23 protein-coding genes are annotated in these 22,957 nt (G+C 63.1%); 15 read left to right on the top strand and 8 right to left on the bottom strand.

The window, feature by feature from the left end; translation table 11 throughout:
- The first annotated feature begins 97 nt into the window (after positions 1-97).
- Together EC839_RS17615 and EC839_RS17610 are read left to right on the top strand one after the other, a co-directional pair.
- The gene (locus EC839_RS17615; protein WP_372237668.1) at positions 98-1,885 is read left to right on the top strand and encodes a terminase ATPase subunit family protein; all 1,788 of its coding nucleotides are present in this window, start codon (positions 98-100) and stop codon (positions 1,883-1,885) included.
- Entirely contained in the window at positions 1,885-2,889 is a 1,005-nt protein-coding gene (locus EC839_RS17610) for a phage portal protein (protein ID WP_007162902.1), read from the top strand. The genes EC839_RS17615 and EC839_RS17610 overlap by 1 nt, the downstream gene beginning before the upstream one ends.
- Before the next feature lies 1 nt (position 2,890).
- Here EC839_RS17610 and EC839_RS17605 read toward each other — a convergent pair whose 3' ends face one another.
- The 4 genes from EC839_RS17605 to EC839_RS17595 all read right to left on the bottom strand — a co-directional run bounded on the left by EC839_RS17605 (position 2,891) and on the right by EC839_RS17595 (position 5,766).
- A complete protein-coding gene (locus tag EC839_RS17605; RefSeq protein ID WP_132832937.1) occupies positions 2,891-3,979 on the bottom strand; it encodes a hypothetical protein in 1,089 nt (362 codons plus the stop codon).
- Positions 3,976-4,458: an XF1762 family protein gene (locus EC839_RS25060; RefSeq protein ID WP_367401668.1), complete on the bottom strand. Its 483-nt coding sequence runs from the start codon at positions 4,456-4,458 to the stop codon at positions 3,976-3,978. The genes EC839_RS17605 and EC839_RS25060 overlap by 4 nt, the downstream gene beginning before the upstream one ends.
- A 143-nt stretch (positions 4,459-4,601) precedes the next feature.
- Positions 4,602-5,432 (bottom strand): phage antirepressor N-terminal domain-containing protein, encoded by an 831-nt coding sequence (locus EC839_RS17600; RefSeq protein ID WP_007162901.1) that lies wholly within the window; start codon positions 5,430-5,432, stop codon positions 4,602-4,604.
- 16 nt (positions 5,433-5,448) lie between these two features.
- Complete coding sequence (locus EC839_RS17595; protein ID WP_007162900.1) at positions 5,449-5,766, bottom strand: DUF1484 family protein; 318 nt, start codon at positions 5,764-5,766, stop codon at positions 5,449-5,451.
- Positions 5,767-6,113: 347 nt separating this feature from the next.
- Here EC839_RS17595 and EC839_RS17590 point away from each other — a divergent pair, with 347 nt between their 5' ends.
- Positions 6,114-6,389, top strand: coding sequence for a HigA family addiction module antitoxin (locus EC839_RS17590; RefSeq protein WP_007162899.1), 276 nt, complete (start codon positions 6,114-6,116; stop codon positions 6,387-6,389).
- 602 nt (positions 6,390-6,991) lie between these two features.
- On the opposite strand, the gene EC839_RS17585 is transcribed toward EC839_RS17590, so the two are convergent.
- Positions 6,992-7,240, bottom strand: a complete 249-nt coding sequence (locus tag EC839_RS17585) for a hypothetical protein (protein WP_007162897.1) — start codon at positions 7,238-7,240, stop codon at positions 6,992-6,994.
- 898 nt (positions 7,241-8,138) lie between these two features.
- On the opposite strand from EC839_RS17585, the gene EC839_RS17580 reads away from it, so the two are divergent.
- The 12 genes from EC839_RS17580 (at position 8,139) to EC839_RS17525 (ending at position 19,297) form a co-directional block, all read left to right on the top strand.
- On the top strand, positions 8,139-8,879 hold the full coding sequence (locus tag EC839_RS17580) for a response regulator (protein ID WP_007161697.1): 741 nt from the start codon (positions 8,139-8,141) through the stop codon (positions 8,877-8,879).
- A 2-nt stretch (positions 8,880-8,881) separates the two neighbouring features.
- On the top strand, positions 8,882-9,964 hold the full coding sequence (locus EC839_RS17575) for a HAMP domain-containing sensor histidine kinase (protein ID WP_007161698.1): 1,083 nt from the start codon (positions 8,882-8,884) through the stop codon (positions 9,962-9,964).
- A 77-nt stretch (positions 9,965-10,041) separates the two neighbouring features.
- Complete coding sequence (locus EC839_RS17570; RefSeq protein WP_007161699.1) at positions 10,042-10,644, top strand: EF-hand domain-containing protein; 603 nt, start codon at positions 10,042-10,044, stop codon at positions 10,642-10,644.
- A 309-nt stretch (positions 10,645-10,953) separates the two neighbouring features.
- Positions 10,954-12,495, top strand: coding sequence for an ABC transporter substrate-binding protein (locus tag EC839_RS17565; protein ID WP_051119480.1), 1,542 nt, complete (start codon positions 10,954-10,956; stop codon positions 12,493-12,495).
- Positions 12,492-13,427: an ABC transporter permease gene (locus EC839_RS17560; RefSeq protein ID WP_007161701.1), complete on the top strand. Its 936-nt coding sequence runs from the start codon at positions 12,492-12,494 to the stop codon at positions 13,425-13,427. The genes EC839_RS17565 and EC839_RS17560 overlap by 4 nt, the downstream gene beginning before the upstream one ends.
- On the top strand, positions 13,424-14,245 hold the full coding sequence (locus EC839_RS17555; RefSeq protein ID WP_007161702.1) for an ABC transporter permease: 822 nt from the start codon (positions 13,424-13,426) through the stop codon (positions 14,243-14,245). Before EC839_RS17560 ends, EC839_RS17555 begins: the two co-directional genes overlap by 4 nt.
- Positions 14,242-15,708: an ABC transporter ATP-binding protein gene (locus EC839_RS17550; RefSeq protein WP_132832936.1), complete on the top strand. Its 1,467-nt coding sequence runs from the start codon at positions 14,242-14,244 to the stop codon at positions 15,706-15,708. Before EC839_RS17555 ends, EC839_RS17550 begins: the two co-directional genes overlap by 4 nt.
- Positions 15,709-15,832: 124 nt before the next feature.
- Positions 15,833-17,185, top strand: a complete 1,353-nt coding sequence (locus tag EC839_RS17545; RefSeq protein WP_132832935.1) for an OprD family porin — start codon at positions 15,833-15,835, stop codon at positions 17,183-17,185.
- Positions 17,186-17,390: 205 nt separating this feature from the next.
- Positions 17,391-17,603 (top strand): hypothetical protein, encoded by a 213-nt coding sequence (locus EC839_RS17540; protein WP_007161705.1) that lies wholly within the window; start codon positions 17,391-17,393, stop codon positions 17,601-17,603.
- A gap of 107 nt (positions 17,604-17,710) precedes the next feature.
- A complete protein-coding gene (locus EC839_RS17535; RefSeq protein ID WP_085982650.1) occupies positions 17,711-18,094 on the top strand; it encodes a response regulator in 384 nt (127 codons plus the stop codon).
- 94 nt (positions 18,095-18,188) lie between these two features.
- Positions 18,189-18,434: a hypothetical protein gene (locus tag EC839_RS17530; protein WP_007161707.1), complete on the top strand. Its 246-nt coding sequence runs from the start codon at positions 18,189-18,191 to the stop codon at positions 18,432-18,434.
- Positions 18,434-19,297 (top strand): formate/nitrite transporter family protein, encoded by an 864-nt coding sequence (locus tag EC839_RS17525; protein ID WP_007161708.1) that lies wholly within the window; start codon positions 18,434-18,436, stop codon positions 19,295-19,297. Before EC839_RS17530 ends, EC839_RS17525 begins: the two co-directional genes overlap by 1 nt.
- Before the next feature lie 56 nt (positions 19,298-19,353).
- On the opposite strand, the gene fabI is transcribed toward EC839_RS17525, so the two are convergent.
- From fabI to gloB, 3 genes are all read right to left on the bottom strand, one after another.
- Positions 19,354-20,154 carry an enoyl-ACP reductase FabI gene (gene fabI, locus EC839_RS17520; RefSeq protein WP_007161709.1) on the bottom strand — a complete coding sequence of 267 codons (801 nt, stop codon included), beginning with the start codon at positions 20,152-20,154 and terminating at the stop codon, positions 19,354-19,356.
- Between the two features lie 194 nt (positions 20,155-20,348).
- Positions 20,349-21,983 carry a lytic transglycosylase domain-containing protein gene (locus EC839_RS17515; RefSeq protein WP_132832934.1) on the bottom strand — a complete coding sequence of 545 codons (1,635 nt, stop codon included), beginning with the start codon at positions 21,981-21,983 and terminating at the stop codon, positions 20,349-20,351.
- Between the two features lie 145 nt (positions 21,984-22,128).
- Complete coding sequence (gene gloB / locus EC839_RS17510; protein ID WP_007161711.1) at positions 22,129-22,908, bottom strand: hydroxyacylglutathione hydrolase; 780 nt, start codon at positions 22,906-22,908, stop codon at positions 22,129-22,131.
- Between the last annotated feature and the right edge of the window lie 49 nt (positions 22,909-22,957).

The following is a 22,957-nucleotide window of genomic DNA, read 5'->3' as shown; positions in this document are numbered from 1 at the left end:
ACGCGCGCGCGTCCCAGCAACGAGGGGCCGTTGTAGCGGCGCGCTGTACAAATCCGCGCGCTATGGAGGAGGGAGCCGGGGCGGCAGTCTGGCGGCCATGAAAAGCCTACCTGAATCCGACCCCGTGCCTATCCCGTCCACCGACCTGTTGATGGACGTGCGCCGCCGCGCCAAGTATCTCTACTGGATGGGCTGGCGGGTGACGGAGATCGCCGAGGCGATCGAGGAGAAGGAAAAGACCGTCCATAGCTGGAAGTCCCGGGACGAATGGGATCGGGCGGACAACGTGGAGCGTATCGGCGGGGCGCTGGAGGCGCGCCTGGTGCAGCTGATCCTCAAGGACGCCAAGTCTGGCGGTGACTTCAAGGAGATCGACCTGCTGCATCGCCAGTTGGAGCGCCAGGCGCGGATCCAGCGCTTCCAGGGCGGCGGTACCGAGGCCGAGCTCAATCCCAAGCTGGACAACCGCAATGCCGGGCCGAAGAAGAAAGCCGCGCGCAACGAGTTCAGCGAGGAGCAGATCGAGGCCCTTGAAAGCGCTTTCCGCGACCAGTGCTTCGGCTACCAGCTGGACTGGTACCGGGCGGGCCAGCAGCGGACCCGGGCGATCCTCAAGAGCCGGCAGATCGGCGCCACCTTCTACTTCGCCCGCGAAGCCTTCCTGGACGCCCTGATCACCGGGCGCAATCAGATCTTCCTGTCGGCCAGCAAGAACCAGGCGCATATCTTCAAGGCGTACATCCAGGCCTTCGCCCGGGAGGTCTGCGGTGTCGAGGTGACGGGGGATCCGATCATCCTGGCCAACGGCGCCGAGCTGCACTTCCTTGGTACCAATGCCCGCACCGCCCAGGGCTACCACGGCAACTTCTACTTCGACGAGTTCTTCTGGACTTTCCGCTTCGAGGAGCTGAACAAGGTGGCCAGCGGCATGGCCATGCAGAAGCAATACCGCCGGACCTACTTCTCGACGCCCAGCTCTATGGCTCACGAGGCCTACACCTTCTGGACGGGCGAGCGCTTCAACAAGGGCAAGCCCGTCGCCCAGCACCTGAAGCTGGACGTGTCCCACGACGCCCTGCAGCAGGGCCGGCTCTGCGAGGACCGGATCTGGCGGCAGATAGTCACCATTCTTGATGCCGAGGCGCGCGGCTGCGACCTATTCGACCTGGAAGAGCTCAAGCTCGAATATTCGGCCGAGGCCTTCCAGAACCTGCTGATGTGCCAGTTCGTCGACGACGGCGCGAGCATCTTCCCCCTGGCCATGCTGCAGCCCTGCATGGTGGACAGCTGGGTCGAGTGGGCCGAGGACTACAAACCGTTTGCAGCCCGACCCCTGGGCGATCGCCCGGTCTGGGTCGGCTATGACCCCGCCGAGAGCGGCGACACCGCCGGCCTGGTGGTGGTCGCGCCGCCGGCGGTACCGGGTGGCAAGTTCCGCGTGCTCGAGCGCCACCAGTTCCGCGGGATGGACTTCGCCGCCCAGGCAGAGGCGATCCGCCAGGTCTGCCAGCGCTACTGGGTGAGCTACATCGGCATCGATGTCACCGGCATGGGCAGCGGCGTGGCCCAGCTGGTGCGCCAATTCTTCCCGGGGCTGACCACCTTCAGCTACTCGCCCGAGGTGAAGACCCGCCTGGTGCTCAAGGCCTACGACGTGATCAAGAACGGTCGGCTCGAATTCGACGCCGGCTGGACCGATGTCGCCCAGTCGCTCATGGCCATTCGCAAGACCACCACCGCCAGTGGCAGGCAGTTCACCTACACCGCCGGACGCAACGACACCACGGGCCACGCGGATCTCGCGTGGGCCCTCTTTCATGCCCTGCACAACGAGCCGCTGGAGGGCCAGACCGGCCGCAACACCGGCGTCATGGAGATCTACTGATGAGCGATTCCACCGCCCTGGCCACCTCAGCCGCCCACGCGCCTGGCGTAGAGGCCTTTACCTTCGGCGACCCGGCACCGGTACTCGACGGTCGCGAGGTCTTCGACTACCTGGAATGCTGGTTCAACGGCCGCTACTACGATCCGCCGCTGTCCCTCGACGGCTTGGCCAAGGCCACCCGTGCCAGCGTCTATCTGGATTCGGGCCTCAAGTTCAAGCGCAACCTGCTGGCCCGCACTTTCATCCCGCATCCGCTGCTGAGCCGCGCCGCGTTCGAGCAGCTGGCCCTGGACTACCTCTGGTGCGGCAACGCCTACCTGGAGCGTCGCCAGTCGCGGCTTGGCACGCCGATCAGCCTGCAGCCGCCACTGGCCAAGTACATGCGGCGGGGGGAGGAGGGGCGCTTCTTCCAGGTCAGGGGCTGGCAGGACGAACATGAGTTCGCCCCGGGCACCATCTGCCACCTGCGCGAGGCCGACATCAACCAAGAGATCTACGGCATGCCGGAGTGGCTCGCCGCCATGCAGTCGGCGCTGCTCAATGAATCGGCCACTCTGTTCCGGCGCAAGTACTACAACAACGGCAGCCACGCCGGCTTCATTTTCTACATGACCGACGCCGCGCAGAAGGAGGAAGACATCGACTCCCTGCGCACCGCGCTGCGCTCGGCCAAGGGCCCGGGCAACTTCCGCAACCTCTTCGTCTACGCGCCCAACGGCAAGAAAGACGGCATCCAGCTGATCCCGGTCAGCGAGGTAGCGGCGAAGGACGAATTCAACTCGATCAAGAGCATCACCCGCGACGACATGCTCGCCGGCTTGCGGATCCCGCCGCAGCTGATGGGTATCGTGCCGCAGAATGCGGGTGGCTTCGGTTCGATCAAGGAGGCGGCTGAAGTGTATGCCGCCAATGAGCTGGAGCCGCTACAGGCGCGCCTTGCTCAAGTTAATGAGTGGATGGGGGAGGAGATCGTTAGGTTTTGCGAGTATAGCTTGATAAGCTGACCTATTTCTTATTGAAGAAATAAAACAGGAATCCGGCAGCTATAGTAAAGCAAGCGGCAGAAGCTCCTAGGAGATAGTAGTTAAATACGAAAGGCTGTGTTCTGGGAGCAACTGCCAAGAGAGAGCCGGCGCCTAGTAAGCTGAATAGGCCAAATTTTAATGGTTCGCGCAGGCTAAGCCTGAGTTTCAAATCTATACTTGTTTCGTATTCGGGTATGGTTTTATCTTCTTTTGTTAAATTGACTCTCAATACTGATGATTGAGTTGCGGTTGATAGAGGCTTTGTGAATATGGGTATATTATAGTCGTCGAATTGCACGGTCGTTTGAATGTCGCCAGAGTGGTTGATTATAAGCTCCCCGGTTTCCTCGCAGATTTTAATCTTTACATCTGTTTCCTTAATATTTGATACCGCTAACTCAATGACGTAGTCAGTGCCTTGGGCAAGAGGATAATAACAGCTTGGCGTGTGCTTATCATATTTAAATTCAACGATTTTATTTTTCGTTTTAATGTTTTTAATGTAGAAAAATGGAAGCTTCGGGAAGTAATCGGAAAGTTCTTTGATTCTATTTGCCCATGTTGTTCTTCCGGGGCGATTTTCATCGTCAAGTCTCTGCCTGGGATCTTTGCGAAGGTTTTCCGCTCCTTCTTTGCACTTCACTGCTCCGAAAAATATTTTTCCGGGTTGCTTCGCGGCGTCGTTATCGTCTAGCTCGATGTCACAGAAGTCGCCCAGTCTAAAGTAGACATGAAGAAGCTCGGTATCATCGGTCTTAACTATTTTATGAATTTTTGCCCACCGAATTGAGTGATTCTTGTAGGTGTCCGGGGCGCGTTCAATCTCCGGAATCTCAAAGGGTTTAGGTTTTTTTCGAGGTAGAATGTGAGAAAAAAACAATACTGCATCGTCCCCGCGGAAGAGGCTGGGATTGTCCAGTATTTCTTGGCTAACGTAGCGGAATTTGTATCGATAATGAAGAATCGCTCCTTGAGGAAGGGTGAGCGACTTGTAAATATCAGCTTTATAAGATTCTCTAAAATCAGATCCAAAGGCGCATATTGGGTTCATGGTTTTTATATGGCTCATACGGCTTCCTTCAGGCTTTTTTCCCATCGGAGCTTTCGGTGCTGATAGATTTGCAAGTCATCTCTCGCTATTCCATCTGTCTTGGATTTGTTGAGCCATCTTCTATGAGGGGCTACCGTACCGCTTACCTGCCATCCTGCCCCTCTTAACGAGGCGCCTGACTCTATTTCTAGGGTGTAGGTTATTACGCGTTGGCCACCCATTTTCTTCCATATTGCGCAGCAGGTGCTGAGTAGGAAGCTGCAAGTGCCTTTTGGTGCGGCTTCGTTAGTGCATAGTCGAGTAAGTTCTATTGTGAGCCCATCCATGTAGCTTGCTGATACGGGGTGGCTTGCTATGACGACTCCCACAATCTCACCATTTTTATTGATTGCGCCAATCGCCCACTTTCCGTTGTTTCGAGTGGTGGGCCTGTGATGTCGATGGTGAGTCGCTATAAATTGATTTGCCTCTTTAATTGTTAGGGGTTTTGTGATCAATTCTTTAGCCAATTTCGTTCCTTGAATAAATCGCTTGGACTTCAGTTCTGCTTTAACGCGCTGCCATTTGGCGATGGCTAAGGCGGATTGCTTTACAGGCTGGTGGGCTATGGTATTTATTACTATGAGTGACTGTCTGTTTCCTAGTCGTTCGAGCAAAATAGCCAGCCCCTAACCTTCATCTGATTGAGGTTGCTACTGAACAATCCTGCCTTTAGAAACCTAGGCGACGTCGATTGTTTCAGCGCGTCGATGACATCTTGGTCGATGCGGAGATCAATTTGATGTTCTCGGAACAGCTTGCGCAACTCTGGAAGGTTCAAATAGATCTTACCCGAGCCTGGCTTAGCATGGTTGAAGCGGACGCCCTTGCCTTCGAGATACGCCAGCGCCTCCCAGAACGCCTTCAGTATATCTGGCATCTCCGGATCCGCCCGGCCAATGCTTTCCAGCCCCGGCACGCTCAGGCCAAGCGCCTGGGATACCTGGGCAAGCTGCTCATGAATCGCGCTGCGGAGCGCACGGTCCCGAGTGCGGTGAAGCTCCTTCAGCAAGGCCAGCCGGTGGCGAGATAGGGCGATCTGCTTGCTTGCGGTCGCCGCCGCACCGGGCCGCTCGGCCACGCCCTGCGTCCAGTACTTCCAGAGGGCATCGTCGCACTCTTCCTGGTAGCGGATGATCTTCTCGCGCAGCTCCGGGGCGACCTTGTTCGGGCTGATGGAGTAGAGCCAGGCCGGCAGCTTCTTGAGCGGCATGCAGGTCATGGCGTACTGCTTCCCATCACCTCCAGTTGTCACGATTTCCCTGATAACTGAAGCGAATCTCTCCGCCAGTTTCTCGTGCTGCCCTTGCCAAGAAAGTCCCATGTTCGTGGCGATGGGCTTCATCGCCACATAGGCCTCATTGTCCTGTCCGACTAGGACGACCGTGTCCCCGTGGAAGGGGACGGGGAATAGCTGAGGTGCGGTGTGCATGGCGTCGGCTCCTTGCCTAGATGATCGAGTCCAATTCGTTCAGCGCCCCGTCCAGTTTCACCCGGAGTGGCTCCAGCAGGCAATGCAGGTGATCGCCGCTCAGATCCCGCGCGTGGGCGACCTCCAGCAGCATCAACAGCAGCTCCAGGGCGCCGTGCAGGCTGCTCAGTTGGGACTGGGTGTGGGAGAGGGATTTGAGACCGGTGATGACGCTGGCCAGCTCTTCCAGGCTGGCGTCGAAGCCGTTGGCTTTCAGGACGGCGTCATCAAGGCCGCGGAGCAGATTGAAGCGAGAGTGCAGATCGTCCAGACGTGACAGTGCATTGAGTTGCATGGCAATAGCCCCTTCCATAGTCATGAGCCGCCGCCTGACGCCAATCAGGGAGGGCGGAACCGTGCGGGTTGGCGTACCGGGGAAGGACCGGCGAGCCCGAAGGCTCCCACGCACGGCCCGCCCATTACGGGCACAGCCATGCTGCGGACACAAAAAAACCGCTCAAGGGCGGTGTTCGTATCCGCCTTCCTATCCGGGACGCCAATCCCAGGCCGCTGAATTTGCAGCGACGCCACCATCGTAGGGCTAAGGGTGTGTACGGTCAATAACGGCGTAGGCAGTCGCCGCCGAGGCCCGTTTCAGATAGGGTTAGTGCCCTTGACTGACCTTGCACCGAGATTATGCCGATGTCTTTCCCTCCGCATCCTGGCCCCGTTCTGAAGGTGATCTTGGATAATGTGCCGATCCAGACTATCGAGGCCGCGCGCCGACTGCGCTACTGCCCCCGGCATCTGGACGAAGTTCTCAGCTGCAATCAGCCCATTCAAGCAGATCTCGCCGTCCGCCTTGAGCGCGCAGGGGTATCCACAGCTCGCTGCTGGCTGATGATGCAGGCTGCCTACGACCAGTTTCAGGCGGAGCGGTCAAACCAGCCTGATATCGAGCTCATCACTCCGACCTGATGCCCTCTGCTACACCCTGTGCAGGCGCAGCAACGCCTCCACTCAGCGCGCGCCGTCGTCCCCCCGCCACGCCTGCGGGCTAAATGTGTCCCTTTTTCTGCAGTCCTGCGCTCCGTTCTATCGCACGCCAGTGCTGGGCTGACGCGAGTCTTGGGGCATCTGGAATCACCTGCGAATCCTTGCACCAGGCGACATTTTGAGATTGCTTCACGTAAGCCCAGTACGGGCGACCTGGAGGAGGTGTGAGGCCACCTTCGTCATGTAGGAAACATCAAGCACTTCATGCTGGTAGGCGTGATGGGAGACTACAGTCCTGGAGGGCGCCCGGACTGTGATCGTAACCAAGGGGGCACGCATCTCGGCCAGTGAACATACGGTCACTTCCACCTTGTAGGTCGACGGGAAGAAACCTTTCACGTAGGACGTAATTCTTGATCTAGCAGTGCTGCTCACCCTCGTCTCCTTGAGTTTTTCTACGGCAGGATTATCTCTCAACCCTCTACGATTCGCTCAAGCTTAAGCGGCGCTCTAACTACTCCGCATGCCGCATGAGGTCTGCAACGAGACGATAGAAACCGTCCGTCAATCGTGAGACACAGTGCCTAGACGACCAGGGCCAGGCGCCGAGGCCTTAGTCGATCCCGCAGTCGAATAGCGATGGCCGCCATACAGCAGATGTCGAGATAGTCGGAGAGCGGGGCGTCATGCCAGGCGGTGGCCCCGTTACCTGGATTGGCGACGTATAGGCAGACCTGCCTTTCTTCCATTTCCACCGCTGTCACGCTGTAGGTGGGGGGGAAGAAGATCTGGAAGTACTCCATCAAGCTCGATTGCTGCGCAGGGTCGACCATCTCCTGTACTCCTATTCTTGGGAGCTCGGATTCTGGCACCGAGGGGTACGCCTGGCTCAAGCGACTCGGCGCTGGTGAGGAGGGTCCAGCCGGCCGATATCTCCACAATCCGGCATCTTGCTGGCGACCTCTTCACTGCTTGATTTCTAGAGAGGGCTGGGGAGCCGTTACCACTGTACCCATAGCAGATGAGCCCGCTAGAACCCGCGCCACGCCTGGGCTGGAGCCTCTCTAGGTTGCTGTTACGGCTCTGTTCCCGTCAGCGTTCCCGTTTTCTAAGTTACTGAATTTTATAGATTTATCGTTTCTTCATCGTAACAGTAGGGTTTGTTACCTAGGAACGGTGGAGTTACGCAGCTGGAACAGTAATACCAATTGCTGAAACCCGCATAGCGAAAAGGCTCCAAGGGCGTCAGAGACAATGGGAACAGAAATAACGGAATCCCCTGGCCTGAACATAAATCGAGCATAGCGCCCAATTAGCGCGCTAAATGTCCGTCGATCGCTCTGACGCACTCGCACGTTCACAGACGCTCACAGGCTGGCACTCAGGTGTTCGCTGAGACCTAGACAAACTGACGGAATCGGCGGTTGGAGAAGGGCAAAAAGGCGGGGAAAGAGGAGGCGTTGCTACAAATTTGCTACGAAGCAAAACATAAGGTCGTGGAGACCGCGCCAGCCGGGCGTTTCAGCTTTAGTCGTCCCGATCCATCATAGGTCGAGCAGAAAGGCCAAGCTGTCTGTAACGCATACTGGATGGGTGGCAGCTCCGAGTACGGAGCCATGGTATCCGGCTCTTGACCACCTTTACAAAAGCCTACATGCCAGGCCGTAGCTGCCTTGCAGGCTGAGCGGCTAGCATGCACGTCCAGATCGTCCGACTGTTCAGGTAGCCCCGATGTCGCTGTCATCCGAATCCCCGCGCTGGACCTCGCGCATCCTGCTGGTGGATGACGATCCGTCGATCCGCGAGTTGATCTGCGGCTATCTGGCGCGCTTCAGCATCAATGCCCGGGGTGTGGATGATGGCCTGGAGATGCGCCGGGCGCTGGCGGAGGAGGCCTTCGACCTGGTGGTGCTAGATCTGATGCTGCCGGGAGAGGATGGGCTTTCCCTCTGTCGTTCGCTGCGGCGCGACAGCGGCATTCCCATCCTGATGCTGACCGCCCAGTGCGAGCCGGCGGATCGCATCATCGGCCTTGAGCTGGGCGCCGACGACTATATGGCCAAACCTTTCGAGCCCCGGGAGCTGGTGGCGCGGATCCAGTCGGTGCTGCGGCGGACCCAGGATGGCCGCGTGCCCCAGCGCAAGGCGCCGCGGACCAGTGTCAGCTTCGATGGCTGGAAGCTCGACGGCGTCCTGCACCAGCTGCATTCGCCGGCCGGGGTGATGGTGCCCCTGTCCAATGCCGAGGTACGGCTGCTGTGGGTGTTCATCGAGCAGCCGCGCCAGGTGCTGAGCCGCGAGCAACTGCTCGATGCGACCCGCGGGCGGGCGATCGAGGCTTTCGATCGCAGCATCGATCTGCAGGTGTCGCGGTTGCGCAGCAAGCTGGGTGATGACCCGCGGGCGCCGCAGTTGATCAAGACCGTGCGCGGCGAGGGCTATCTGTTCGATGCCAGGCAGATAGGCCACTAGCCGTGCGCCGCCTGGATACGCTGTTCGCGCGGCTGTTCGCGGTCTTTCTGCTGGCCATCCTGCTGGGCCATCTGCTGGCCTTTTTCTGGTTTCGGCATGGCCTCGGCGAGCGACCGCCGCCCCCGCCGCCGCCCATGGAGGGCGAGGCCGGCTTCGATCGGCCACCGCCGCCCGGGCCTTTCCCGCACCGGGAACCCGGCGTCTGGCGGCACATCGAGTGGTTTCTCGGCGGCCCGCTGATCTTCCAGCTGGGCTCGCTGGTGATCGCCGCCTGGCTCGGGGCGCGGCTGTTGACCCGGCCGCTGCGCCAGCTGACCGAGACCGCCGAGCACCTGAGTCACAACCTCGACGGTTCGCCCATCCCGGTAACCGGGCCCTGGGAGACCCGCGAGGCCGCACGGGCGCTCAATCGCATGCATCAGCATCTGCTCGAACAGCTCCAGCAACGCGGGCGCATGCTCACGGCCATCTCCCATGACCTGCGCACGCCCCTGGCGCGAGTGAAGCTGCGCATCGAGGATATCGACGATCCGCGCCTGCATGCCCGGGTCAGCCAGGACGTGGACGACATGATCGAGTTGCTCGATGGCACCCTGAGGTACCTGCGCGAACAGCACCGCCAGGAGCGCCCCATCCTCTGCGACGTCCAGGCGCTGGTCGAGGCCATGGCCGAAGACGCGGCCGAGGAGGGCGCCCAGGTCGCCGTCCAGGGTAGTTGCCAGCCGCTGAAGGTGGCGCCCATGGCGCTGCGTTCCTGCCTGGGCAATCTGCTGCAGAACGCCCTGCGCTACGCCGGCCAGGCAGAGATCCGCCTGAGCGAGCAGCCGGAGCGGTTGATCATCTCCATCCTCGACCGCGGGCCGGGCATACCGGCCCAGTATCGGGAAGCGGTGTTCGAACCCTTCTATCGCCTGGAGGGGTCGCGCAACCGATCCTCCGGCGGGACCGGGCTGGGGCTGGCCATCGCCCGGGAAGCGGCGGCGCACATGGGCGGCGAGCTGAGCCTTGGCGAAACCCCCGGCGGCGGCCTGACCTGCCAGGTGGTGCTGCCGCGCCCCAGATGTATCGCCGGGCATACAAAGTGACCAAACGGCTGACATCTACCCGGCGGATACTGGGAGGTGCGGAACACTGATGTCCGCATTTCCCGGGAGAGACATCCATGATCAGCGGAATAGGCAGTGGCTACTCCAGCTACTACAGCAGTGCCAGCGCGATCAAAGGCACTGGCGCGACAGCGTCCGGCAGTAGCGTCAGCGGCGGCGAAGACGGTAATCCGTTGAAGAAGCTGTTCGGCAAGCTCGACAGCGATGGCGACGGCTCCATCAGCAAGAGCGAACTCACCACCGCCGCCAGCGCGGCGAGCGATACCCAGACGGATACCGACGAGAGCGGGGATATCGACGTCGACAAGCTGCTCGGCATGCTCGACCAGGATGGCGATGGCAGCGTCGGCGAAAGCGAATTCGCCTCGGCTTTCGCGCCGCCGCCGGGTGGTCCGCAGGGGCAGAAGGGTACCGAGGAATCCGGCGATTCCAGCGATGCCGGCGTCGCCGGCCTGGGCGGTTCAGCGCGTCCGCGCATGCCGCCGCCACCGCCACCGCAGGAGCCGAGCGGGCAAGGGGACAGCGAGGCCGCTTCCAGCACTCAGGACGCGTCGAGCCCCTACACGCAACTGGTCCAGGCGGTGTTGCGCCAGTACCAGAGCATTGGCAGCAACGGCAGCAGCACCGCCACGGGCAGCACCTTGAACGTGGCCGCCTGAGCAGGGATCGGCAGTGCAGGGCAGGGCGGCCAGGGGCCGTCCGGTCCATGCACTCGGACTGCACTCGACTTCCTGCTCGACTGCGCATTCCTCCAGCGGCGCTCATCTGAGCCTTCGGCCAGGTGAATTCGGCGTGACCGCCTGCCGCAGCGCCTCAGCAAATTCTCCAGCTGTTTCAAGATGTTGCCAACAGCTCCTGGCTTCGCCTTCGCGCTAAAACGTTATGATATAACGTGCGCCTTCATTGGCTTGGTCGATGCTCAGCTGTCCGCAGGGAGTATCGGCGATTTCGCTCTGCTAAGGACTGTCATGCCTGTATCCCGCACCCTTCGCCTCGCGCTGACCGCTTCGGCGTTGGCGACCTTGGTCGCCTTCGTGCCAACGCTATCCAGTGCTCAGGAACGCGTCTTCGACGTGGTCGGCCCCTTCGAGATCGGTGGGCTGGACCCTTCCATTTCCGGCTTCGTCTTTCAGCGCATGCAGATCACCGAGACCCTGCTCGAAGCCGATGCCCAGGGCAAGCCGATTCCCGGGCTGGCAGAGCGCTGGACGGAATCCGCGGATGGCCTGACCTGGCGGCTTGCCCTTCGCCAGGGGGTGAAATTCCATGACGGCAGCGAATTCACGGCCGAGGCTGCGGCCGCTGCTCTCAACGCGGCGAGGGGCAAGCCGGGGGTGCTCAAGCAGGCGGGCATCGAGTCGGTCACGGCCGAAGGCGAAGAGGTAGTGATCCGGCTGGCGAAACCCTTCAAGCCCCTGCTGGCTCTGCTGGCACATTCCTCCACCAACATCCTGGCGCCAGCCGCCTATGACGCCGAAGGCAAGGTGCAGAAGATCATCGGCACGGGGCCATACCAGCTGACCCTGCTGGAGCCACCGCAGCGCCTGGCTGCGGAGCGTTTCGCGGGCTACTGGGGCGCCAAGCCGGAGATCGCCCGGACGACCTACCTGGCCGCCGGCCGCGGTGAAACCCGTACCCTGATGGCGGAAAGCGGCGATGCCGAGCTGGTGTTCCAGCTCGACCCGCCCAGCATCGCCCGGCTCAAGCGCTCCAGCAGTCTCAAGGTGCTGATCGAGCCGGTCCCGCGGGTGGTGTTGCTGACCCCGAACTCCGGCGCCGGTGCCACGGCGCCGGTCGAGGTTCGGCAGGCGCTCAGCCTGGCTATCCAGCGCGACGGCGTCGCTGCCGCCGTGTTGCGGGCGCCGGGTACCGGGGCGACCCAGTTGTTCGCCAGGAACGTGCCCGCCTGGCACGACCCCGCGCTGGCGCCGCTCGCCTACGATCCGGCGGCGTCGCGCAAGCTGCTGGCGGGGCAGGGCTGGACCCCCGGTGCCGATGGCATCCTGCAAAAGGACGGCACGCCGCTAAGGCTCAAGCTGCTGACCTATTCCGACAGACCCGAGCTGCCGCTGATCGCCACCGCCCTGCAGGCGCAGTTGCGCGAGGTGGGTGTGGACGTAGAGGTCGCGGTACAGAACTCCAGCGCCATCCCGGCTGCCCACAATGATGGCTCGCTGCAACTGGCGCTCTATGGCCGCAACTTCGCCCTGGTGCCCGATCCCCTGGTCACCCTGCTCAATGACTTCAGTCACGGCGGCGCCGAATGGGGGCCGCTGGGCTGGAAGAATCCGGCCTTCGACCAGGCCCTGGCCGCGCTGCTGGCCAGCGATGATCCGGCCGAGCAACAGCGCCAGCGCTATGCCGCCATGGCCCAGGTACAGAAGGACCTGCCGGTGATTCCGGTGGCCTGGTACCGCCAGACGATGGCCGTGTCCAATGCCGTCGAAGGCGCCGCCATCGATCCCTTCGAGCGCACCTTTGGCCTGAGCAAGCTGCGGTGGACCCAATGACCCGGCTGCTCGCCTTTCGCCTGCTGCAGGCGGGCCTGGTCGCCCTGTTGGTTGGCGGTCTCACCTTCCTGTTCATGAACCTGTTGCCGGGCGACGCCGCCTACCGGATCGCCGCCGGACGCTACGGCTATGACCTGGTGGATACTGCCGCGGCCGAGGCGGTGCGGGCTGAGCTGAATCTGGATCAGCCGCTGCTGTGGCGTTTCTTCGCCTGGATCGGCGATCTGCTGGCCCTGGATCTCGGTCATTCGCTGGTCTCCGGCAAGCCGGTGATGGATGTCGTCGCCCACGAACTGGGCAGCTCCATCCGCCTGGCCATCGGCGCCGTCTGCCTGTCGCTGCTGCTGGGTCCGCCGCTGGGTGTGGTGGCCGGTCTGCGTCCGGGGAGCCTGCTGGACCGCGGCCTGCTGGTACTTACCACCGCGATCCGCGCATTGCCGCAATTCGTCTTGGGCGTGATCTTCGTGCTGCTGTTCGCCATCTCCTGGCAGCTGTTTCCGGCGGCCGGCCACGGTACCTTCTGGCACAGCGTGCTGCCCACGCTGACCCTGGCGCTGGGGCTGGCCGCGGTGTCGTCGCGGGTCGCCCGAGATGCCACGGTGGAGGTGGCCGCGTCGGCCTACTACAGCTTCGGCCGCCTCAAGGGGCTAAGAGGCGCCAGCGTCTTCCTGCGCCATGGCCTGCGCAATATCGGCGTACCGGTGGTGACCTACCTGGGCGTGCAGCTGGTGTATCTCATCGAGGGTGTGGTGGTGGTGGAGACGCTGTTCGCCTGGCCGGGCATCGGCCATGGCCTGGTCCACGCCATCGTCCAGCGCGACGTGCCCATGGTGCAGGGCACCGCCCTGGCGATGGGGCTGCTGTTCGTCATCCTCAATACCCTGGTCGATCTCGCCAACCACCTGATCGATCCGCGCGGGAGAAACGCATGAATCTCGACGCTACCGTCGCCTCGGCGGCGCCTCAGGTGCGGTCTTCCGCACGCGGGCTCGGCCTGGGTCTGCTGGCGGCCCTGATCGCCTTCGCCGTCCTCACCCCGCTGCTCTGGCAGGGCGACATCGCCCGCCAGGACTATATGGCGATCCTGTCGGCGCCCAGTGGTGCCTATCCTCTTGGCACCGACCACCTGGGCCGCGACATGCTGGCGCGCTTGGCAGTGGCCATTCGCTTCTCCCTGGGGCTGGCCTTCATCAGTGTCTGCACGGCCGCCATTCCCGGTGTGCTGCTGGGCATCCTGGCTGCCTGGAAGGGCGGACTGGTCGACAAGCTGCTGGGCGGGCTGGCCGAGCTGTTTCTGGCACTGCCCGGGCTGTTGCTGGTGCTGCTGATCGTCGCGGTGTTTCCCGGCTCCTTCGTCGCCCTCTACAGCGCCGTGGCCCTGGTGCTCTGGGTGGAGTACTTCCGCATGACCCGGGCGCTGGCGCGTACCGTGCTGGCCTCGCCGGCGGTGGCCGCCAGCGGGCTGCTGGGTTTCGGGCCCGTCTACATCGTGCGTCGGCATCTCTGGCCGCAGCTGGCGCCGGTGCTCCTGACCATCGCCGCCTTTGGCGCCGCCTCGACCATCATGGCCATCGCCGCCCTGGGCTTCGTCAGCATTGGCGTACGCCCGCCCACCGCCGAGCTGGGCCTGATGATCACCGAGTTGTTGCCCTATTACGCCGAGGCGCCCCTGGTCATCGCTCTGCCGATCCTGGCGATCTTTCTGACCGTGCTGTCGCTAATGCTCATCACCGGAGGACGCAAGCCATGACCGCCTTGCTCACTACCACCGCGCTGGAGATCCGCACCGCCGATACCCAGTTGGTGGAGCCGCTGTCCATCCGCCTGGCGCCGGGTCAGGTATTGTCGATCATCGGCGAGACCGGCTCGGGCAAGAGCCTGTTCGCCCAGGGCGTGGTGGGCAATCTGCCGGCGGGGCTGCAGGCCCACGGGCAGATAGGCCTGGCGGACGGCTTCAGCGAAGAAGGCCGCCAGAGCGGCCGCCGGGCCCATTGGGGCAGGGGGCTGGCGGTGCTGCCCCAGGAGCCCTGGCTGAGCCTGGACCCGACCATGCAGGCGCTGTCCCAGGTTGCCGAGACCTATACCCAGGTGGTCGGCCTCGGTCGTACCGAAGCCCGCGACAAGGCCAGCGCGGATCTGGCACGCCTGGGCCTGGCCGGCGCCGAGCGCAAGTATCCCTTCCAGCTTTCCGGTGGCATGGCCCAGCGCCTGGCCTTTGCCGCCACCCATGCCGGTGGCTCGCCGGTGCTGATCGCCGACGAGCCCACCAAGGGGCTTGATCGGGATCGCATCGATGAGGTCATCGACCTGCTCAAGGCCATGCTGGCCGAAGGCGGCAGCCTGCTCATCATTACCCACGACCTGGAAGTCGCGCGCCGGCTGGGTGGCGAGGTGATGATCATGCTCAAGGGACGGGTCATCGAAGCTGGTCCGGCCGAGCAGGTGCTGGGCCAGCCGCAGCATGCTTATACCCGCCAGCTGCTGGCTGCCGATCCCGCCCAGTGGCCGAAGCGTCCCTCGCGATCCCTCACCGGCGAAGCCGTGGTCGCGGTGGAAGGGCTCGCCGCCCAGCGCGGTGGCAGGCAGTTGTTCGAAGGGTTGTCCTTTGCCGTCCGGCCCGGGGAAATTCTTGGGGTGACCGGGCCGTCGGGCTGTGGCAAGTCGACCCTGGGCGACATCCTGCTCGGCCTGGCCGCGCCAGGTGCCGGGACGGTCCGCCGTCAGTCAGGCCTCGGTCGCTTCGCCTTTCAGAAGCTGCACCAGGATCCGGTGGCCGCCTTCGCGCCCTCGGTGACCATTCGCCAATTGCTAGCGGATCTGGTGCGACTGCACCGGCTGGATCCGACGCGCATCGGTCGGCTGATGCAGCGCCTGCGCCTCGACGAGCGCCTGCTGGATCGACTGCCCGGCAACATTTCGGGCGGTGAGCTGCAGCGCTTTTCCCTGCTGCGGGTGCTGCTGCTCGATCCGGCGCTGATCTTTGCCGACGAACCCAGCTCGCGGCTGGATCTCATCACCCAGAAGGAGATGATCGAGCTGCTGGTCGAAACCGCCGAGGAATCCGGGACCGCCATCCTCCTGGTCAGCCATGACGAGGACCTGGTGGACGCCGTTGCCGATCGGCGTATTCACCTGACGATGCACAACAGCTCCCTGCAGGCACAGGCACCTGCGAAGGGTAGGGGCAGCCGACTGGCTGAATCCCTGACCTGAATCGGTGCCCGCACGGGGGTGCGGGCACCGCCCAATAGACGTCGCCGTGGCTGCGGAAGGATTCGCTGCCTTCGTGTGGACGTCGTTCAGACAACTAGATCTTCAACACTCCGCAGAGGACTTCATGGAACGCTCGCGCTATAAGAAAGGATTACCCCGAGGCAATCGCTGGCTGCAAGGCTCCTGGCTGGCCGCCCCCCTGGCGCTCAGCGTACTAGGCAGCGGCGCGTGGCTGCTGTCGGGGCAGGAGGCCAGGGCCGATGGCTTCGTGGACGACGGCAAGCTCACCCTGACCCTGCGCAACTACTACTTCGGTAGCGATCGCCGCAACGGCCGTGCCGATCAGAAGGACTGGACTCAAGGCTTTCTGCTCGACTACCAGTCCGGCTTCACCCAGGGTACGGTAGGTCTTGGCGTCGATGCCTTCGGCTATCTGGGCATGAAGCTGGATGGCGGTCCCGGGCGGCGAGGGACGGGTAACCTGCCCGTGCACGCCGGCAACGAACCGGCGGACGAGTATTCCCGCGCCGGCGCCGCTGCCAAGCTGCGGGTAGGCCAGACCGTGGTGCGCTATGGCCAGCAACTGCCCACGGCACCGGTCTTCGCCATCAGCACCAGTCGCCTGTTGCCGCAAAGCGCCACCGGCTGGAGCCTCCTCAGCACCGACCTGCCTGACCTGACCCTGGAAGCCGGGCATTTCACCTCGGGCACCGATCAGGTCAGCACCAACAGGGACGGCGACCTCTGGGCCGGCTATGCCCGACGCCGTGCCAGTCACGTCGATTTCGCCGGTGCCAAGTACGCCCTGGCCAAGGGTGCCAGCCTGTCGCTCTATGCCGCCCAACTGGATGACATCTGGAATCAGTATTACGGCAACTTCAACCTGGTGCGGCCGTTGTCGGCGACCCAGTCGCTGACCTTGGATGCCAACCTCTACCGCACCCTCGACACCGGTGCCGCCAAGGCCGGGCCCATCGACAATACCGCCTACAGCCTGGCGGCGGCCTATAGCCAGGGCCCCCATACCGTCACCCTCGGCTGGCAGCGGATCGACGGCGATACACCCTTCGATTACATCGGCATGGGCGACAACGGGCGCGCCGGCGGTGGACTGTTTCTCGGCAATGCTTCGATGTTTTCCGATTTCAACGCGCCCGGGGAGCGTTCCTGGCAAGCGCGCTACGACCTCAACTTCAAGACCTTGGGGGTGCCAGGTCTCAGCCTCATGACCCGCTACATCAAGGGCACCGACATCGATGGCAGTAACCTGCCCACCACCAGCGCCTATAGCGGACTGTACGGCGCCGATGACCGCGAACGAGAGCTGAATCTGGAGGGGCGCTATGTCGTGCAGGCCGGTTCGGCCAAGGGCCTGTCCATTCGCGTGCGCCAGGCCTGGCACCGCGGCTCGTTGTCCACTGGTGGTTCGGTCGATCAGCTGCGGGTGATTGTCGACTATCCGCTGCGGCTGTTCTGAAGCGTGGCAGGGCAGCTGACGCCATCCTGGCGTTGGCCGCCTGGGCGGGCAGTGACGGACGCAGTGGCTCTGGACGAGACGCTTCAGGCTGGCAGGATGCGCTAGACGCTGCTTCGCATTCGGTTACAGCGCCTGTGCGCGAACAAAGAGAACGAATCGGCGCTTGGCCTGCCTAAACAGTGTCCAATCAACCTGGAGTCCTACCATGAACGCGAAGAAAATCTCTGCCCTGATGTTTGCTGGTCTGATCGCCGCCAGTGGCGCTGCCTTCGCCACCGAAGGTGCAGGCAATCCGCCGAAGGCCAACAGCGCCGGTATGGGCACCCCGGCTGGTCAGAAGACTGGTGAAGGCGCAGGCGCCGCGACCGGTGCTGGCAAGACCACGATCAATGAGCAAGGCCAGAAGCAGCAGCAGTAAGGTCAAAGGGTCGTTGGCACCGCCGGCGACCCTGAGCCTGCGTCTAGAATGGAACTTTACGGGCCCCTTGTGTCCAAGGGATCCGAGCGTGTGGGTACAGGGGTCAGATGGTGAGTGCGGAACAGAGCAAGGTTGTCCTGGTCGTCGAGGATGAGCCGCAGATTTTGATGATTCTGGCGGATTATCTTTCCGAACTGGGTTACACCGTCCTGCAGGCGCCATCGTCCCTCGAAGCCTTTCGCATCTTGGCCGGCCGGCCACGCCTGGATCTGCTGATCACCGATTTCCGTCTGCCCGATGACGTCTCCGGCGTGATGATCGCCGAGCCCGCGCTCAAGCTGCGTCCCGACCTCAAGGTCCTCTTCATCAGCGGCTATCCCGCCGAAATCATCGACACTGGTTCGCCTTTGCTGGGCAAGGTTCCTCTGCTGACCAAGCCTTTCTCGCTCGAGCGTCTCCACCTTCAGGTGCAGAAGCTGCTCGGCGCCTGATCCCCGCCATCGCCACAGATCGTTTTCCTGCCTGGGCAGTCTATTGATCAGGTGCGACCAGTCCGGTCGCCTCAGGTTGGAGACATCGGCACCCATGGCTATCAAGCATTTCGATCATCACGAAGCGATCTCGTCTGCCGTTCCGGCTGAACAGGGTTTCGAAGCGGTCATCGCCGTCAAGGCGCGGCGCGAAGACGCCCACCCGACCTTTCACAAGGTCGCCACTGAGCGGCATTTCGACCTGGCCTCGGAAGCGGAAGAAGCCGCTGATGCCGCACTTAATCGGGTGACGGAAATCGGCGACAACGATGAGCTTCTCTGGGACGAGCGGGCCGTCTGATGAAGAGAGACCAGGAGCAGGCCGAAGAGCCCCGACAGAGCCAGGAATCCACCCCGGAAGATCCGGAGCTGAGTCGCGAAGAGGAGGAGGATGTCGGCGAGAGTCAACTGCCTCGCGCGGTGGTGCTGCACGAGATTATCCGTACCCAGGGTGATCACGAACTGGAGCGGACAATCGCGGCGTTGTTCTGGTCGGCACTGGCCGCCGGTTTGACCATGGGGCTGTCGCTGATGGCGATGGGATTGCTCAATGCCAACCTGCCCGAGGGTGGCTATAGCAAGGTCATCGCCAGCTTTGGCTATTCAGCGGGCTTTCTGGCGGTGATCCTGGCTCGTCAGCAGCTATTCACCGAAAACACCCTGACGGCGGTCCTGCCGGTGATGAGTGAGCCCACTCTGCACAACTTTGGCCGCCTCGCCAGGTTGTGGAGCATCGTCCTAGTGGGCAACCTGATCGGCACCATCTTGGTGGCCTATGTGGTGCTGCACCTGCCGCTGTTCGACGCCAAGACCGATGCGAAATTTCTTCAGATCGGTACCCACGTCATGGAGAACGATGCCTCGGCGATGTTCGCCAAGGGCATAGTGTCGGGCTGGATGATCGCGACCATGGTTTGGATGCTGCCAGCAGCAGAGAACGCCAGGATCTGGATCATCGTGCTCATCACCTACCTGATGGCCCTGGGCGACTTCACCCACATCGTGGTGGGCAGCGTCGAGGTGGCCTATCTGGTCTTTGCCGGAGAGGCGAGCTGGAGTGATTTCCTGCTGACCTTCGCCGGGCCGACCCTGGCCGGCAACATCGTCGGCGGCAGCCTGATCTTCGCACTGATCAGCCACGCCCAGGTACGCAGCGACACCTGAACGCAAAAGGGCCGGCAAATTGCCGGCCCTTCGCTATGATCAGGCAGCTGCCGCGATCACTCGTCGTCGCTCAGCTGACCCATGGCGGTGGTGTTGAAGCCGCCGTCGACATAGAGGATCTCGCCGCTGATGCCCGACGCCAGGTCGGAGCAGAGGAAGGCGCCGGCATTGCCGACTTCGTCGATGGTCACATTGCGACGCAGGGGCGTCTGGCGCTCGTTGGCGGCCAGCATCTTGCGGAAGCTCTTGATGCCCGAGGCGGCCAGGGTGCGGATGGGGCCGGCGGACACGGCGTTGACGCGGGTACCTTCCGGGCCGAGGCTGCCGGCCAGGTAACGGACGCCGGCCTCGAGGCTGGCCTTGGCCATGCCCATGACGTTGTAGTTGGGCATGGTGCGCTCGGCGCCCAGGTAGGACAGGGTCAGCAGGCTGCCGTTACGGCCGCGCATCATCTCGCGACCGGCCTTGGCCAGGGCGACGAAGCTGTAGGCGCTGATGTCGTGGGCGATCTTGAAGCCGTCACGGGTGGTCACGGCGGTGAAGTCGCCGTCCAGCTGGTCGCCCGGGGCGAAGCCGACCGAGTGGACGATGCAGTCCAGGCCATCCCACTTCTTCGCCAGCGCGGCGAACACGGCTTCGATCTGGGCGTCGTCGGCAACGTCGCAGGGGAAGCACAGCTCGGGATTGGAACCCCAGCCCGCGGCGAATTCTTCGACGCGACCCTTGAGCTTCTCGTTCTGGTAGGTGAAGGCCAGCTCGGCGCCTTCGCGGTGCATGGCCGCGGCGATGCCGGAGGCGATGGACAGCTTGCTGGCGACGCCGACGATGAGAACGCGCTTACCGGCGAGAAATCCCATGGTTTTTTCCTCTTCTGTGTTGATTCCCGGGCAGCAGCCTTGGGCTGAGGTCCGGGTTGGGCAGGGCTCTGCGCAGGTCAGAGCGAGATCTTGGCCTGACTCCGCTAGGGGTCAGGCACGGGTGGGGCGGTAAGGTAGCAGGTCGATACCCGGGACAAAAGCGCTGGTTGACCGCTGCGGTGAGCGGTCGCGCCTCAGTTGAGGAACAGCGTCAGGGTCTGACCGGGGGTCAGGGCGGAGGCGATGCGCGGATTCCAGTCCTGCAGCGCCTGCACGCCGATGTTGTAGCGCTTGGCGATCTGGTAGAGCGAATCGCCCGCCTTGACCCGGTAGTAGGTGGGCGCGGCCTTGGCGGTCTTGGTGGTCTTGGCCGCGGCCTGGGTGGTCTTGACGGTATAGGATGCCGGCATCGCCACGGTAGAGGCGGTGCTGCTGCCCGTGCCGTGCAGCTTCAGGGTCTCGCCGACCTTGAGGCCACGCTTGCCGAGATCGTTCCAGCGCTTGAGGTCGGCCAGCTCCACCTCGTTGGCCCGGGCGATGGACCAGAGGCTGTCGCCGGTGCGTACCTTGTAGGTGCGCACCACGGGCTCTTCGGCCACGGCGATGGTTTCCAGCGGGGTGGTGGTCTTGCCGGTCTCGCGGCGTGGAATCATCAATTCCCGGCCTGCGGAGAGGCGGCTGCTGCTGCTGAGCTTGTTGAGGGCGGCGAGTTGCTCGACGCTCACGCGATTGCGCTTGGCCACGCTGCGCATGGTATCGCCGCGGCGCACCCGGTATTCCTGCCATTGCACCACGGCGTCGGAGGAGATATTGGGCAGGGTCGCGACCAGGCGCTTGGCCTTTTCCGCCGGCACCAGCAGGTGCTTGGGGCCATCCATGGTCACGCGCTGGGTGTAGGCGGGATTGAGGCGATAGAGTTCGTTGGCATCCAGGTCCGCAAGCTCGGCCACCCGGGCCAGGTCCAGGTGCTGCTTGATGTCCACCACTTCGAAGTAGGGCTCGTCCGGAATGGATTCCAAGGCCAGGCCGTAGGCGTCCGGGTTGCGCACGATCTGGGAGACGGCCAGCAGCTTGGGCACGTAATCCTGGGTTTCGGGCGGCAGTGACGACAGATTCCAGTAGTCGGTGGGCAGGCCCAGCGACTGGTTGCGCTCGATGGCGCGGCTGACCGTGCCTTCGCCGGCGTTGTAGGCGGCCAGCGCCAGCAGCCAGTCGCCGCCGAACATGTCGTGCAGCTTGCTCAGGTAATCCAGGGCGGCATTGGTCGAGGCGGTGATGTCGCGGCGACCGTCATAGAAGCGGGTCTGGCGCAGATTGAAGTACTTCCCCGTGGTGGGGATGAACTGCCACAGCCCGGAGGCAGCGCTGCGCGAGAGGGCATTGGGATTGAAGGAGCTTTCCACCACCGGCAGCAGCGCCAGTTCCAGCGGCATGTTGCGCTCTTCCAGGCGCTCGACGATGTAATGCAGATAGGGTGCGCCGCGACTGCAGGATTGCGCGAGGGCGGCTTCGTGGCTGGCGTACCAGAGACGCTGCCGATCGATGCGCGGGTTGGTACCGTTGTCACCGGCGCCCTGCAGTTGATAGCCGTCCCGTACCCGGTCCCAGATGTCGCCGCTGGTGGCTGCCGCCGTCGGCGCCTTGCGCAGCCATTCCGGCGGGCGCTGGATCTTGCTGGGCGTCATGCGCAGATCGGCCTGGTAGGCACGATTATCGGGCTGCTGATTGCTCTGGCAGCCGGCGAGGAAGACGGCGAGGCAGAGCGCCGAGACTTTGAAAGAGGTGGCCAGCACGTCTATTTCGCGGGTTTTCGGCGTCGCTGGCGGCATCGGTCTGGGCTTTCCGGGAGCTGGAGGATGGGCGATTCTAGGAACCGCATCCCGGGGGGTCAAGGAACAACCCCTTGGCCTGTGACCTGTACGACGACCGAAAACCCTGGGTTTCAGCGCTCTGGCAGGATCTGGGCAATAGGTGTCAGAACGTGTCCTTCCAGCCGCGCAAGGCGGCGAAATAGGTATCCTCCGAGGCCTCGGCCGGCACCGCGCGCTCTTGCTGCAGGCGTTGGCGCACGCTGCTTTCGCCGGTTCTCAGGAAGGGATTGATCTGGCGTTCGCGGCCCAGGCTGGAGGGCAGGGTGGGGCGCTGGGCGTCCCTGAGTTGCCGGGTCTCCGCCAGGGCCTGCCGGATCGCGGCATTGTCCGGCTCCACCGCCTCGGCGAAACGCAGGTTGCTCAGGGTGTATTCATGGCCACAGTAGATTTCGGTAGCGTCCGGCAGCTTGGCCAGGCGCTGCAGCGAGGTGAGCATCTGGCTGGGCGTGCCTTCGAAGAGACGCCCACAGCCGGCCGAGAAGAGGGTATCGCCGCTGAACAGCAGGGGCCGCTCGCCAGGGACATGGAAGGCGATATGGCCGGCGGTATGGCCAGGCACGCGCAGGACGTCGAAGCGCGTACCCAGCACCTCCAGTTGCTGGCCATCGGTCAGCGGCAGATCGACCGCGGCGATGCGTTCGTCGGCCGGTGCGCTGACCCGGGCGCCGCTGCGCTGCTTGAGGGCGGCGATGCCCCCGGTGTGGTCGTTATGATGGTGGGTGATCAGGATATCGGTGAGGCGCCAGTCCGGATGGGCGTCGAGCCAGGCCAGCACGGGGGCGGCATCGCCGGGATCGACCACGACCGCCTGTCTTGTCGCGGCGTCCTTGATCAGCCAGATGTAGTTATCGTTGAAAGCGGGCAGCGGAAGGATGTCGAACATGGACGGGCTCTCTGGTCGGACGGCTGGCCCCTAGGGTAGCAGTCGGTGG

The organism is Pseudomonas sp. JUb52 (genome assembly GCF_004341115.1).
Taxonomy (GTDB): Bacteria; Pseudomonadota; Gammaproteobacteria; order Pseudomonadales; family Pseudomonadaceae; genus Chryseomonas; species Chryseomonas oryzihabitans.
Note: the sequence above shows the minus strand (reverse complement) of the source record. Positions and strands in the feature narration are given on the sequence as shown.

Bases quoted from the DNA above. Each gene is read 5' to 3' on its own strand.
- EC839_RS17615 (WP_372237668.1), top strand. From the start codon at position 98: ATGAAAAGCCTACCTGAATCCGACCCCGTGCCTATCCCGTCCACCGAC.
- EC839_RS17610 (WP_007162902.1), top strand. From the start codon at position 1,885: ATGAGCGATTCCACCGCCCTGGCCACCTCAGCCGCCCACGCGCCTGGC.
- EC839_RS17605 (WP_132832937.1), bottom strand. From the start codon at position 3,979: ATGAGCCATATAAAAACCATGAACCCAATATGCGCCTTTGGATCTGAT.
- EC839_RS17600 (WP_007162901.1), bottom strand. From the start codon at position 5,432: ATGCACACCGCACCTCAGCTATTCCCCGTCCCCTTCCACGGGGACACG.
- EC839_RS17595 (WP_007162900.1), bottom strand. From the start codon at position 5,766: ATGCAACTCAATGCACTGTCACGTCTGGACGATCTGCACTCTCGCTTC.
- EC839_RS17590 (WP_007162899.1), top strand. From the start codon at position 6,114: ATGTCTTTCCCTCCGCATCCTGGCCCCGTTCTGAAGGTGATCTTGGAT.
- EC839_RS17585 (WP_007162897.1), bottom strand. From the start codon at position 7,240: ATGGTCGACCCTGCGCAGCAATCGAGCTTGATGGAGTACTTCCAGATC.
- EC839_RS17580 (WP_007161697.1), top strand. From the start codon at position 8,139: ATGTCGCTGTCATCCGAATCCCCGCGCTGGACCTCGCGCATCCTGCTG.
- EC839_RS17570 (WP_007161699.1), top strand. From the start codon at position 10,042: ATGATCAGCGGAATAGGCAGTGGCTACTCCAGCTACTACAGCAGTGCC.
- EC839_RS17565 (WP_051119480.1), top strand. From the start codon at position 10,954: ATGCCTGTATCCCGCACCCTTCGCCTCGCGCTGACCGCTTCGGCGTTG.
- EC839_RS17560 (WP_007161701.1), top strand. From the start codon at position 12,492: ATGACCCGGCTGCTCGCCTTTCGCCTGCTGCAGGCGGGCCTGGTCGCC.
- EC839_RS17555 (WP_007161702.1), top strand. From the start codon at position 13,424: ATGAATCTCGACGCTACCGTCGCCTCGGCGGCGCCTCAGGTGCGGTCT.
- EC839_RS17550 (WP_132832936.1), top strand. From the start codon at position 14,242: ATGACCGCCTTGCTCACTACCACCGCGCTGGAGATCCGCACCGCCGAT.
- EC839_RS17545 (WP_132832935.1), top strand. From the start codon at position 15,833: ATGGAACGCTCGCGCTATAAGAAAGGATTACCCCGAGGCAATCGCTGG.
- EC839_RS17540 (WP_007161705.1), top strand. From the start codon at position 17,391: ATGAACGCGAAGAAAATCTCTGCCCTGATGTTTGCTGGTCTGATCGCC.
- EC839_RS17535 (WP_085982650.1), top strand. From the start codon at position 17,711: ATGGTGAGTGCGGAACAGAGCAAGGTTGTCCTGGTCGTCGAGGATGAG.
- EC839_RS17530 (WP_007161707.1), top strand. From the start codon at position 18,189: ATGGCTATCAAGCATTTCGATCATCACGAAGCGATCTCGTCTGCCGTT.
- EC839_RS17525 (WP_007161708.1), top strand. From the start codon at position 18,434: ATGAAGAGAGACCAGGAGCAGGCCGAAGAGCCCCGACAGAGCCAGGAA.
- fabI (WP_007161709.1), bottom strand. From the start codon at position 20,154: ATGGGATTTCTCGCCGGTAAGCGCGTTCTCATCGTCGGCGTCGCCAGC.
- EC839_RS17515 (WP_132832934.1), bottom strand. From the start codon at position 21,983: ATGCCGCCAGCGACGCCGAAAACCCGCGAAATAGACGTGCTGGCCACC.
- gloB (WP_007161711.1), bottom strand. From the start codon at position 22,908: ATGTTCGACATCCTTCCGCTGCCCGCTTTCAACGATAACTACATCTGG.